Origin of the sequence: Azospirillum thermophilum, from assembly GCF_003130795.1 — a bacterium.
GTDB lineage: Bacteria > Pseudomonadota > Alphaproteobacteria > Azospirillales > Azospirillaceae > Azospirillum > Azospirillum thermophilum.
Map to the genome: position 1 here is coordinate 208173 of NZ_CP029354.1, position 12525 is coordinate 220697.

General features: G+C 69.6%; 13 protein-coding genes. 6 read left to right on the forward strand and 7 right to left on the reverse strand.

Annotated features, from left to right (window positions below):
- The first annotated feature begins 25 nt into the window (after nt 1-25).
- The 5 genes from fliQ to DEW08_RS19250 all read left to right on the forward strand — a co-directional run bounded on the left by fliQ (nt 26) and on the right by DEW08_RS19250 (nt 5194).
- On the forward strand, nt 26-292 hold the full coding sequence (gene fliQ / locus DEW08_RS19230; protein WP_109330306.1) for a flagellar biosynthesis protein FliQ: 267 nt from the start codon (nt 26-28) through the stop codon (nt 290-292).
- Nucleotides 289-1113 (forward strand): lysozyme family protein, encoded by an 825-nt coding sequence (locus DEW08_RS19235; protein ID WP_109330308.1) that lies wholly within the window; start codon nt 289-291, stop codon nt 1111-1113. Before fliQ ends, DEW08_RS19235 begins: the two co-directional genes overlap by 4 nt.
- 119 nt (nt 1114-1232) lie before the next feature.
- Nucleotides 1233-3326 (forward strand): flagellar biosynthesis protein FlhA, encoded by a 2094-nt coding sequence (gene flhA / locus DEW08_RS19240; RefSeq protein ID WP_109330310.1) that lies wholly within the window; start codon nt 1233-1235, stop codon nt 3324-3326.
- Between the two features lie 10 nt (nt 3327-3336).
- A complete protein-coding gene (locus tag DEW08_RS19245; RefSeq protein ID WP_109330312.1) occupies nt 3337-4092 on the forward strand; it encodes a flagellar biosynthetic protein FliR in 756 nt (251 codons plus the stop codon).
- A 10-nt stretch (nt 4093-4102) separates the two neighbouring features.
- The gene (locus DEW08_RS19250; RefSeq protein ID WP_109330314.1) at nt 4103-5194 is read left to right on the forward strand and encodes an EscU/YscU/HrcU family type III secretion system export apparatus switch protein; all 1092 of its coding nucleotides are present in this window, start codon (nt 4103-4105) and stop codon (nt 5192-5194) included.
- Nucleotides 5195-5203: 9 nt separating this feature from the next.
- On the opposite strand, the gene DEW08_RS19255 is transcribed toward DEW08_RS19250, so the two are convergent.
- Complete coding sequence (locus DEW08_RS19255) at nt 5204-5806, reverse strand: YitT family protein (protein ID WP_245986767.1); 603 nt, start codon at nt 5804-5806, stop codon at nt 5204-5206.
- 393 nt (nt 5807-6199) lie between these two features.
- On the opposite strand from DEW08_RS19255, the gene DEW08_RS19260 reads away from it, so the two are divergent.
- On the forward strand, nt 6200-6640 hold the full coding sequence (locus DEW08_RS19260; protein WP_245986769.1) for a hypothetical protein: 441 nt from the start codon (nt 6200-6202) through the stop codon (nt 6638-6640).
- A gap of 32 nt (nt 6641-6672) precedes the next feature.
- On the opposite strand, the gene DEW08_RS19265 is transcribed toward DEW08_RS19260, so the two are convergent.
- The 6 genes from DEW08_RS19265 to DEW08_RS19290 form a co-directional block, all read right to left on the reverse strand.
- On the reverse strand, nt 6673-7818 hold the full coding sequence (locus tag DEW08_RS19265; protein ID WP_109330316.1) for an MFS transporter: 1146 nt from the start codon (nt 7816-7818) through the stop codon (nt 6673-6675).
- 59 nt (nt 7819-7877) lie between these two features.
- A complete protein-coding gene (locus DEW08_RS19270) occupies nt 7878-9212 on the reverse strand; it encodes an HdeD family acid-resistance protein (protein WP_109330910.1) in 1335 nt (444 codons plus the stop codon).
- A gap of 171 nt (nt 9213-9383) precedes the next feature.
- A complete protein-coding gene (locus DEW08_RS19275) occupies nt 9384-9908 on the reverse strand; it encodes a flagellar protein FlgN (RefSeq protein WP_109330319.1) in 525 nt (174 codons plus the stop codon).
- A complete protein-coding gene (locus DEW08_RS19280; protein ID WP_109330321.1) occupies nt 9905-10240 on the reverse strand; it encodes a rod-binding protein in 336 nt (111 codons plus the stop codon). Before DEW08_RS19280 ends, DEW08_RS19275 begins: the two co-directional genes overlap by 4 nt.
- A 19-nt stretch (nt 10241-10259) precedes the next feature.
- Entirely contained in the window at nt 10260-11387 is a 1128-nt protein-coding gene (locus DEW08_RS19285; protein WP_425429127.1) for a flagellar basal body P-ring protein FlgI, read from the reverse strand.
- Between the two features lie 30 nt (nt 11388-11417).
- Nucleotides 11418-12521 (reverse strand): flagellin, encoded by a 1104-nt coding sequence (locus tag DEW08_RS19290; protein WP_109330325.1) that lies wholly within the window; start codon nt 12519-12521, stop codon nt 11418-11420.
- Between the last annotated feature and the right edge of the window lie 4 nt (nt 12522-12525).

Here is a 12525-nt window from a genome sequence, read left to right on the forward strand (position 1 = left end):
CCGTCGGTCCGAGGGAGGTTCCGCGATGAACGAAGCGGACGTGCTGGAGGTGCTGCGCAGCGGGATCTGGACGGTGCTGCTGATCGCGGCCCCGCCGCTGGTCATCGCGGTTCTGGTCGGCGTCGCCATCTCGCTGGTGCAGGCGCTGACCCAGGTGCAGGAGATGACGCTGACCTTCGTGCCGAAGATCGTGGCGATCCTGGTCACCACCGTGCTGGCGCTGCCCTTCATGTACAGCTCGCTCGCCACCTATGCGGAGCGGTTGAGCAGCCTGATCGTGTCGGTCAGATGAGCGCGCGGCGGGGTCTCGCCGCCGCCCTGCTGCTCGCGCTGTCCGCCGGGACGGCGCAGGCCGCCGAGCCGCGGGTCCCGGCTCCCGCCAACGCCCAGATCGGCACCTGGTCGACCGCGCTCTACGTCCCGCGCCCCGCGCCGCCCTCCGCCCGCGCCCTGCCGCCGGAGGCCGCCTGCATCGACGCCATCCTGACCGCGGAGCGCGAGGCCGGCGTGGCGGACAACATGCTGCTCGCCATGGGCTTCACCGAGGCCGGGCGGATGACGCCCGACCGTCTCTTCACCATCTGGCCGTGGACCGTCAACACGGAGGGCGTGTCGCGCTACTTCGCCACGAAGGAGGATGCGATGGCCTTCGTGCGGGAGACGCAGGCCCGCGGCGTGCGGTCGATCGATGTCGGCTGTCTGCAGGTGAACCTGAAATGGCATCCCGACGCCTTCCCGGATCTGGAGACCGCCTTCGAGCCGCGGGCCAACGCCCGCTACGCCGCGAAGTTCCTCGGGGAACTGCGGCAGGCCCATGGCAGCCTCGACGACGCCATCGCCCGCTACCACTCCGCCCAGTCGGAGCGGGGGGCCGCCTACCGCCAGCGCGTGGTCGGCAACCTGCGCTGGGTGTCCGGCGCGCTCGACTATCTGCGCCAGCTCGCCGCCGGCCCGCGCAACCCGACGCCGGCCGGCGCCCCGTCGGGCGCCATCGCCGTCTGGGGCCGGGAGGAACTGGGGCGGCTCTCCTTCCTGTCCAGCCTCTATGGCCGTACCAACGGCCAGCCGCTGCTGCCGCAGATGGTCCAGGAACCGCGGCCGGCCAACCGCTGATCCGTGTTCCTGCCGCCCGACGCCCTGCCGCCCCCCGCGGCGTAAAAGCCGGTTTTACCGGGCCGGCCTAGCATGGCCCGCGTGTCCTCCCGACGTCTTGCCCCTGGAGCAGCGCCGACATGAGCTTTACCGGCACCTTCCGGACCCGGATGACCAACCTCGGCGACCTGGGGCTGGCCAACCGCGACGTGCTGTTCGCCATCGGCATCCTGCTGGTGCTGGGTGTCCTGTTCCTGCCGGTCCCGAACTGGTTCCTCGACCTCGGCCTCGCGCTGTCGCTGTCGGTCAGCGTGCTGATCCTGATGGTCTCGCTGTGGATCGCCAAGCCGCTGGACTTCTCGTCCTTCCCGACCGTGCTGCTGGTGGTGACGGTGCTGCGGCTGGCGCTGAACATCGCGTCGACCCGCCTGATCCTCAGCCAGGGCCACACCGGCCCGTCGGCCGCCGGCCATGTGATCGAGGGTTTCAGCCGCTTCATCATGGGCGGCAACTTCGTCATCGGCGTGGTGATCTTCGCCATCCTGATCGTCATCAACTTCGTGGTGATCACCAAGGGCGCCACCCGCATCGCCGAGGTGGGCGCCCGCTTCACGCTGGACGCCATCCCCGGCAAGCAGATGGCGATCGACGCCGACCTGTCCGCCGGCATGATCGACGACGTCGAGGCCCGCCGCCGCCGCAAGGAGCTGGAGGACGAGAGTACCTTCTTCGGCGCCATGGACGGTGCGTCGAAGTTCGTGCGCGGCGATGCGGTCGCCGGCCTCGTCATCACCTTCATCAACGTGCTGGGCGGCATGGCGATCGGCATCGCCCAGCAGGGCATGTCCTTCGAGGCGGCGGCATCGGTCTACACCATCCTGACGGTGGGCGACGGGCTGGCGACGCAGATCCCGGCGCTGGTGGTGTCGCTCGCCGCCGGCCTCCTGGTCACCAAGGGCGGCAACGTCGGTTCGGCCGACCAGGCGGTGCTGCAGCAGCTCGGCGGCTATCCCAAGGCGCTGATGGTGGCGGGCGGCCTGCTGGCGCTGCTGGCGATGACCCCCGGCCTGCCGCTCGGCCCCTTCCTGTTCCTCGGCGCCACCTTCGGGATCGCCGGCTGGTACCTGCCGCGCCAGCGCGCCAGGCGCACGGCGCTCGCCAAGCTGGAGGAGTCGCGCAAGACCGCCGCCGCCCCGGCGGAAGAGGCGGTGGAGGACATGCTGAAGGTGGACGACGTGAAGGTGGAGGTCGGCAACCACCTCGTCCCGCTGATCCTCAACAAGAACGGCCCCCTGACCGGCAAGGTGAAGACGCTGCGCAAGCGCTTCGCCAAGGAGTTCGGCTTCATCCTGCCGTCGGTCCGTATCAAGGATTCGAGTTTCCTGCCGCCCAAGGGCTATGTGATCAGCGTCATGGGGGTGGAGGTCGCCAGCGGCGAGGTGCGGCCCAAGCAGCTCCTCGCCATCGATCCCAACGGCGGGAGCGCTCCCGACATCCCGGGCGAGGCGACGCGCGAGCCGACCTTCGGCCTGCAGGCCAAGTGGATCGACCCGGCCCGCCACGAGGAGGCCGTCGCCAAGGGCTACACCGTCGTCGATCCGGAAAGCGTCATCACCACGCACCTGACCGAGGTGATCAAGGACCATCTGCCCAACCTGCTGACCTTCGCGGCGACGCAGAAGCTGATCGACGGGCTGGGGCGGGAGTACCAGAAGCTGATCTCCGACATGGTGCCGAGCCAGATCACCCTGGTGGTGGTGCAGCGCGTGCTCCAGGCCCTGATGGCGGAGCGCGTGTCGATCCGCAACCTGCCGGCCATCGTCGAGGCGATCGCCGAGGCGGTGAACTGGACCCGCAACATCACCATGATCACCGAGCATGTGCGCAGCCGCCTGGGCCAGCAGATCTGCCAGGCGCTGACGGCGTCGGACGGCTTCATGCCGGTGATCGCGCTGACCCCGCGGTGGGAGCAGGCGCTGGTGGAGAGCATCGTGACGGAGGGCGAGGACCGCCGCTTCGCCATGCCGCCCAGCCAGGTGCAGGAGTTCCTGACCGCCGTGCGCATGTGCATCCAGCGCCATGCCACGCCGCAGGTCTGGCCGGCCCTGCTGGTCGGCGCCGAGGTGCGGCCCTTCGTCCGCTCCCTGCTGGAACGGGTGAGCCCGATGACACCGGTCATCAGCCACGCCGAACTGCATCGCAAGGTGGCCGTCAAGACCATCGACCAGGTGTGAGGCCGGCACCATGGACATGCTGGCGCAACTCATCGGCCAGGAGATCTACGGGACCTTCCTGGTCTTCGTCCGGGTGGCGGCGGCGATCGGGCTGCTGCCGGGCTTCGGCGAATATGCGGTGCCCATGCGGGTCCGGCTGATGATCGCCGTGGTCACCGCCCTGGCGCTCGCCCGCACGGTCACCGGCCTGCCGCCGATCCCGCCCGACGCCGCCGTGATGGCCGGCCACATGGCGGCGGAGATGCTGGTCGGCGCCTTCCTCGGGCTGGGCGCCAAGCTGTTCCTCGCGGCCCTGCAGGTGTCCGGCAACATCGCCGCCCAGGCGGTCGGCCTCGCCAACCCCTTCAACATCGAAGGGGCGGGATTCGAAGGCGGCTCCATGCTCTCGGGGACGCTGGTCATCGCCGCGCTGGCGGCGCTGTTCGCGACGGACGTCCATTACCTGATGCTGGATGCGCTGGTGCGGTCCTATGGAACCTGGCCGGCGGCGGTGATGCCGGACATCGGCATGATGGCCGGCCGCTTCGCGCAGCTGGTGGCCGGAACCTTCCGGCTGGGGGTCGAGCTGGCGGCGCCCTTCCTGGTGTTCGGACTGATCGTCAACGTCGCGCTGGGCCTGATCAACCGGGTGATGCCGGCGATGCCCGTCTATTTCGTCGGCACGCCGGCCATGCTGGGGGCGGGTCTGATCGTCTTCATGGTGACGGCGGGCGTCATGCTCACCGCCTGCCTCGCCGCCCTGACGGCCTGGCTGGCCGGACGGTGAGGAGACGGCGGTGGCGGACGAGCAGGACAACGAGCAGAAGACAGAAGAGCCGACGGAAAAACGCCTGCGCGACGCGCTGGAGAAGGGCGACGTCCCGCGGGCACGCGACGTCGGGCTGCTGGCCGGCATGGCGGCGGCCTGGCTGATCGTCGCGGCCGGGGCGCCGCGCACCGCGTCCGGCGTGGCGGAGGTGCTGCTGCCGCTGATCGAGAACCCGGACGACTTCCGCCTGGACGGCAGCGCCTACGACGTGCTGCACGGCCTGAGCTGGGTGATCGGCGGGATCGGGGTGGCGATGCTGCCGGTGCTGGGCATCCTGCTGGCCGGGGCGGCGGCCTCGGCGCTCGGCCAGGGGCCGCTGGTCTCGACCACCGAGCGCATCCGGCCCAAGCTGTCGAACATCTCGCTGCGCAGCGGGTGGCGCCGCATCTTCTCGCGGACGGCCCTGATCGAGTTCTGCAAGAGCCTCGCCAAGCTGACGGCCATCGCCGGCGCCGTCTGGTTCGCGGTGGCGCCCTACATAAGATGGACGGAGGGAATCGTGGGCATGGATGTCGCAGCGCTGCCCAACCTGTTGCGGGACCTGACGCTGCGCCTGCTGCTGGCGGTCCTGCTCGCGACGGTTCTGATGGCGGCCGTGGACGTGCTGTGGAACCGGCTGGAATGGCGCAAGCGCCTGCGCATGACCTTCCAGGAGCTCAAGGACGAGTACAAGCAGACCGAGGGCGACCCGCACCTGAAGGCCCGCCTGCGCGAGATCAGGCGCGACCGCTCCAGGCGGCGCATGATGGCCGCCGTGCCGCGGGCGACCGTGGTCATCGCCAACCCCACCCACTTCGCCGTGGCGCTGGAATATGACCGGTCCCGCATGCCGGCGCCGATCTGCCTCGCCAAGGGGGCGGATCTCGTCGCGCTGCGCATCCGCACCATCGCCGAGGAGAACGGCGTGCCGGTGATCGAGAACCCGCCGCTGGCCCGTGCCCTCTACGCCTCCGCCGAGATCGACAAGCTGATCCCGCTGCAGCACTACCAGGCGGTGGCCGAGGTCATGATGTATGTGCTGCGCCTGAAGGGCGGGACCGCGCGGCGGACCGGCTCGTGACGCGGCGCCTCAGCGCGCCACGTACCAGTCCGTCCGGTGGTTGAAGGCGACGAAGGCGTTCAGCACCGCCGCTCCCAGCATGGAGGCGAGCAGCGCCTTGCCGTCGATCACGAAGAGGGCGCCGGCGAAGATCAGCACGTCGATCATCGCCTGCAGCCAGCCGGCGCGGAAGCCGGTCTTCTCCTGGATATAGTAGGCCAGGATGCCGACGCCGCCACCGCTGGAGCCGTGGCGGAACAGCCCGATGACGCCGATGCCGATGCAGAAGCCCGCCAGCACCGCCGCCACATGCGGCTGGATCACGCTGTAGCTCAGCACCAGGGGCAGGGCGCTGGTCAGCAGCGAGACGCCCGTCACCGCGATCAGCGAGCGGATGGTGAAGCGCCAGCCGATGCGGGCGGCCGCCAGGGCGTAGAAGGGCAGGTTCACCAGCAGGAACACCAGCCCGAAATTGGCCCCCGTGGCATAGGAGATCAGGAAGGCCAATCCCGCCGCCTGCCCGGTGATCAGGCCCGCGGCATGCAGCAGCGAGATCCCGAAGGCGGTCATGATGATGCCGAAAAGCTGCCCCTGCGCATTGTCGAACGCGCTGTGGGAGGCGGCTTTCCGCACATTTATTGCCATGGCCGAGTTGTCAGGAGAAGTCGCAAGAGTTCCTTCAGGCATTCCCGGCACCTTCCAAAGCACTCACCTCTGCGAAGACTAGCATCGTTGCTCCAGCCGTGCATCGGTTATGTTGCAACGCAACAGAAGTGCGTGCTATCAACTGTCAGTCGTTTTAATAATGGCCGTGAAGCGGATGGGGCGGTGCTTGCCGTGGAAAAGCGCCGGCGGCGCCCGCTCTTAATCCCTTCTCAACGGGTTGCACATAAGGTGCATGGGTGGAAAACCGGTGCGCACCAAGGCGATGAGCAACCCCGACGACCTGTTCGAGATGTACCGCACCGATCGCGGCCGGGGGCGGCGCTGAAGACCGATGCGCTCGCCGCCGCGCTGGCCGACAATGTGCGCCGCACCTTCGCCACCATGGACCGGCTGGTGGGGGAGGTCGGACAGGCGCTCGCCCAGGCGCGCTTTTCCATCAAGCTGGCGACGGCCGTGGTCGACCGCAGCAGCTATGTCCGGCTCGACCGCACCTCCGAGAACTTCCGCGATTACCTGAAGCTGTGGAGCCACCGCCGGGCGGAGAGCGGCAGCGGCGGCATGCACTGGGAAGCCGCCATCACCGTCACCGACCACTGGCGCCAAAGCGCCGAGATCGGGCTGGGCGTCGCCATCGAATGGCCGAACGGCGAGGGTGGCGACCTCGCCTTCGTCGAGTTCTGGACCAACGGCCAGGGCATGACCCTGCCGGGGGAGGAGCGCAACTTCCAGCGCGCGCTCGTCTCCTCGATCGTCCGTCTGGAGGAGGCCGGCACCGTCAAGTCGGCCAAGCCGCGGGCATAGCCTGCGGACATGGCTCGCGGCGGGGCGCCCGGTTACGGCGCCGCCGGCACCGGCGCCTTGCGCCGCGCCATCACCACCGACAGCAGGAAGGCCGCGCAGGCCGTCGCCGCGAAGAAGGCGAGGCCGTGGAAGCTCATCTCCATGGCGGCACCCGCCGCCACCGGGCCGACCAGCGCGCCGACACCCCACATCAGCCCCATCACGGCATAGATGCCGATCAGCTCGGACCCGGCGAAGCGGCTGCCCACCACCGTCAGCATGATGGTGTAGATGCCGACGAAGGCGCCGCCCCAGACGAACAGCAGGGCGTAGGTGGCGATCTCGTTCTTCAGCGCGACCGGCCAGACCAGGGCGCCCAGCGCCGACAGGGCGGCCAGCGCGCCGACCAGCGCGATGCGGTCCATCTTGTCGCCGAGCCAGCCGATGGGAAGCTGCAGCAGGATCGCGCCGATCATCATGCAGGACATCAGCCGCGTGGCGCTGTCCTCCGGCCAGCCGAGATTGACGGCGTAGATCGCCAGGAAGGACAGGCCGGCGGTCTCGATCGCCGCGTTCAGCACCGTTGCCGACATGGCGACGGGGGCGAGTTGCATGAAGCGCAGCGGGCTGCCGGCCGCCGGCTTCTCGAACTCCGGCGCCACCACCTTCGGCGAGGCGATGAAGGCCGCCGCGGCCAGCGTGATGGCGGAGCCTAGGAGATAGGGGGTGTAACCGGTCGAGCCGATCACCGACAGGATCAGCGGCCCGACCGCGAAGCCCACCGACAGGGCGGCCGTGTAGGCGGCCATCGACCGGGCGCGGGTGTCCTCGGTGCTCAGGCTGTTCGTCCAGGTCTCGGACAGCACGAACAGGATCTCCGACGAGGTGCCGAGCAGGAAGCGCAGCGGGAACCACAGCCACAGGAAGGGCGCCGCCGGGAAGGCGGCCAGGACCAGCGCCGCCAGCACCAGCGCCAGGATCACCAGACGCCGCATGCCGACCCGCGCGACGATGCGCGGCAGCACCATCGCGGTGGCGAGGACGCCCACCGCGTGCATCGCGACATTCGCGCCGATCATCGTCTCGCTCAGTCCCCGCGCCACGAGGTCGAGCGCGATGAGGGCGGCGCTGAGGCTGTAGGTGAGGCCGAACATCATGGCGATCAGGATGACGGCGCCGCGCGAGAACAGGGTCGGCATGGGGCGGTCCGGTATGGTGGCGGGGAAGGGAGGCGCAGGCGCAGGCGGGGTCGGGCCGGTCACAGGCCGGCCGCTTCGGCCTGCCGGCCCTCGTCCGGGGACAGGCGCTTCAGGAAGCCGCGCAGCCGCTGCAGCCAGGACAGTTGCCGGCCGTCGACCAGGCGCGACAGCGTGCGGGCGTAGTCCAGAACCAGCCCGGGGGTCCAGGTGGAGGACACCGCCCGGCCGCGGAGCAGCGCCGCGGTCCAGACATCCGGGTTCACCATCAGGCGCAGGAGGTCGAGCCAGGGCGTGCGGCTCGCCAGCGATCCCTCCAGCGCCGCTTCGAGCGCCGCGGCGACGGCGACCGAGCAGTTGCGGTTGGTCAGGTTGTAGGTGTCGTCCTGCCGGTAGCCGGCCCAGAAGACCCGCAGCCGGCGGGTGCTGAAGTTGCGGAACTCGACATGCGCGTCGGCCGGCCGCCACCAGTCGGACTCATGCTCGTAGGAGGGCTGGAAGCGTCCTGCGGTGTCGTTGTCGGCGGTGCCGCGCAGCGCCCCGATGAAGGCGGCGGAGGAGCGGTCCAGCTCGACGGCCGGGTAATGGCTGATGTAGACGTGCGGCTGGAACTCCAGCGCCGCGTGGCCGGTCGAGATCACGCCGTTGCGGTCCACCGCCGCGACGTAGCGGTCGATCAGCGGGCGGCGCCCCACCCCGTCCCCGGCGCCCGTCGGGGTCCAGACATGGACGGTCATCGGCGGCCGGTCGGGTGCCGGCGGCGCCTCGTCCCCCACCAGGACGGGCGCATGCTCGTACCAGCCGCGGCCGGTGAAGACCGGCAGGGCGAGGATGGCGACCTCGCTTTCCAGCGTCCGGAACATCAGCCCGAAGCGGAAGAGCTGCCATCCCATCAGGGCGATCAGCAGGCTGACGCAGAAGGGAATGCTGCGGTCATGCGGTAGCGGCCAGTCGGACAGGATCAGCAGCGTGACCACCAGCTCCACCATGCCGATCGCGATGGTGCCGCGCCAGCCGCGGAACCGCACCAGCAGCGCCATGCCGATCCGCGTCAGACCGTCGACGGCGAAGGCCAGGGCGAACAGCGCCGCCACGGCGATCTGGGTCCACAGCAGGGAGATCAGGATCAGGACGCCGAGCAGCGTCAATCCGGCCCCGCGCAGAAGGACCGGGTTGCCGGTGCCGTGAGTCTCCTCCGACAGAAAAACCAGAATAGAGAGCAGTCCGTTCAGGAAAAAGATCAGGCCCATCGCTTCGTACGCGGCGATGGTCATGCCATCCGCCAGGACGAACAGTGCCAGCGGCAGGACGATCAGCGCAGCCCCGACGGCCGAAACGGCGTACCATCGCTCCCGGAACGCCCCCGGACCGATGAGCATGAACGCCAACTGGAGCATCATTACCCTCTTCGATAACTTTATTTCAATTATATACGAATCGTCTCGGGACGGAAACCTTCGTGGTAACCCGAACATCCGGGATGAGCATGCAGAAAGGCCCGGATGCAATCGCACCCGGGCCTTTTCGATCCCTCCGCAGCCGGCGGGTGCCGGCCCGCCATCCTGTCTTCAAAGCTCGGCGTTGAGCCCGGATGCGGAAAGCTCCACCGGCCGCACCGCGTGGCCGGTCGGGGCGTAGAGCCCGTCGCTGGCCGACTTTTCGAGGGCGGTCAGGATGCTGCGGTTGATGGTCAGCACCGCCTTGCGCATGGCGACGAGGCCGGACGCGTTGTCGCTCACCGCCCGGTCCAGCCGCTCGATCCGCTCCAGCACGATGGCGCGCAGATCGTCGTTCAGCCGGGTATCCTCCTGCTGCAGCCGGCCGATCAGCCCTTCCAGCCGCTCCGCCATCGCCTGCTTGCGCTGCGAGAAGCCGTCCAGCCCGCCGAGGCTGCCGGCGGCGAGGGCACCGGTCTCCTCCTCCAGCAGGCGGGTCAGTTCGTCCACCGCATCCATGAACTCGACCATGATGGCGGCGGTGGCGCCGTCGACCGCCAGCGGCGCCTCGGGCTCGGGGGCGGCGGCCTCGACCGGGGCCTCGGGCTTCTCCTCCGGCCGGAACTCCCGGATCAGGTCCTTGAAGCTGAGCTTCATCGCACGGTTCCTTCCGCCTGTTGGCCATAAAGACGCGCGACGTCCGCCTGCACCATCCTGCCGATGCCGAGGCTTCCGGCCGCGGCGATCGCCTTGCCGTATTCCTGGAGCATGAAGCCGCGCCAGGTCTTTTCCGCCTGCCCGCCGCCGAACGCCCCGCCGGTGGAGATTCCGGCGAACATGCTGTCCAGCATCTGGCCGACCATCATCGCCTCGAACTCCTGCGCGACGCGCTGCACCGGGTCGGCGGGCCTGCCGGCCACGCCGCGGTCCGGTACGGTCCGCGCGGCGGTCGCCGTGGCGGGGATCGGGGGAAGGGCACTCACGTCCATGGGGTCCTCGACCGGTCCGTCAGATGATTTCGAGATCGGCGTGCAGCGCGCCGGCCGCCTTGATCGCCTGGAGGATGGAGACCATGTCGCGCGGTCCCACGCCCAGCGCGTTCAGCCCGTTGACCAGCTGCTGCAGGCTGACATTGCCGCCCAGCGTGACGAACTGGCGCCCGTTGCCCTCCTGCACCTGCACGTCGGTGCGCGGCACGACCACCGTCTGGCCGTTGGAGAAGGGTTGCGGCTGCGAGACCTGCGGCGTCTCGACGACGCGGACCGTCAGGTTGCCCTGGGTGATCGCGACGCGGCTGACGCGCACGTCGTCGCCGATGACGATGGTGCCGCTGCGCTCGTCCACCACCACGCGGGCGATGCCGTCCGGCCGGACCGAGAGCTGCTCGACCTCGCCGATCAGGCGGGCGACGGCGCCGTGGAACTGCGGCGGGATGCGGACGTCGACCGTCGTGGAGTCCAGCACCCGGGCGCTGCCGCCGCCGAGCCGGGCGTTCACCGCGTCGGCGATCCGGTTGGCGGTGGTGAAGTCCGGGTTGCGCAACGCCATGCGCACGGCGCCGATATCGTCCAGGGCGAATTTCAGCTCGCGCTCCACGATGGCGCCGTTGGCGATGCGGGCGCTGGTCGGCACGCCCTTGGTGACGGAAGCCGCGGCGCCGGCGGCGGAGAAGCCGCTGACCGACAGCGACCCCTGCGCCACCGCATAGGCTTGTCCGTCCGCACCCAGCAGCGGCGTGACCAGCAGCGTGCCGCCGAGCAGGCTGGTGGCGTCGCCGAGCGCCGAGACGGTCACGTCGATCGTCGTGCCCTGGCGGCTGAAGGGCGGCAGGGTGGCGGTCACCATCACCGCCGCGGCGTTGCGGGTGCGCAGCACCTCGTCGCGGGTGTTGATGCCCAGCCGCTCCAGCATGCCCTTCAGGCTCTGCTCGGTGAAGGGCGTGTTGATCAGCCGGTCGCCGGTGCCGTTCAGGCCGACGACCAGACCGTAGCCGATGAGCTGGTTGCGGCGGACGCCGTCGAAGGTGACGAGATCCTTCACCCGCGTCTGCGCCGCGGACGGAACGGCGCCGGCCAGCAGGGCGAGCAGCAGGACGGCCGCGGCAAGCACGGCGCGAACGGGGCTGAGGATCGACACGGGCATTCGTCCGCCGCCTAATGGTTGCAGTCAGAGGTAGTTGGACAGGCGCATCTTGGCGATCCTGGCCGTGGCCGAGGAAGCCGCCTCGATCTGCACCTCGAGCTGGTTCAGCCGCACGCTCGCCTCTTCCGGCGGAACCTCTTCCAGGCTGTTGATCTGCTCGGAGAGGACCTTCTGCCGGGTCTTGTGGCTTTCGATCGACTCGTCGAGCTGATGGCGGTAGATGCCGAGCTGCGAGGTGACGTTGCGGATGTTGTCGAGGCCGCCCGACATCTTGGACACCGCGGTCTCGATGTAGGGCTTGTAGGCGTCGAGCTCCATCTTGCTGGTGTCGACGGTCGCCAGCATGTACAGCCCCTGCATCAGGTCGCGGAAGGGCTTGTCGTTGGCCTGGATGCCGTAGGGCAGCTCCACCGCGTCGGCCGGCCGGCCGGTGACGCGCGGGGTGTCGGCGCCGCCGGGCTGCTTGGCGGTGGCACCGAGGTAGAAGCCGCCCTCATAGGTCTGGGTCAGCGGCGCCGGCGCCGGAAGGGCCGGGTCGCGGACGTCGAACAGGTCGTTGAGGGTCGACACCACCGCCGCGGTCTGCGCCGCCGTGGTCGGCACGCTGCTGCCGCCGGTGGCCGCCGTGATGGCGTCGGCGACGATCTTCAGCGGGGAGGGCAGGCCCGACCCGTCGCCCTGGACCGCGCGCATCGGAGGCGACTTCACCTCCACGCCGCCGAACAGATAGCCGTTGCCGGTGGAGGCGTTGAGCAGGCCGACGATCTGTTCGAGCACGCCGCGCGCGCGGACCTGGAGCGACGAGCCGGTCGGTCCGGGCTGCCCGAGCCCGGTGGAGGCCGCCGCCAGGACGTCCTTGCCGGCGTCCAGGATGTTGTTCAGCGCACTGTCCATGGTGTCCATGCGACCCTTGAGCAGCGAACCGCCTTTCACGAACTGGTCGGCCTCGTCGTACAGGTTGCGCAGGCCGATGGCATAGCCCGTCCGCGCACCCAGCGCCTGGGCCATGTCGTAATGCTTGCCGCTGGCGATCTCGTCGTTGGTGCGCAGCTGCTCGAGCTGCATTTCGCCGAGCGAGGTCATCAGCCGCCGGCTCATCCCGACGGTGGATACGGAGTTGTACAGCATGGCG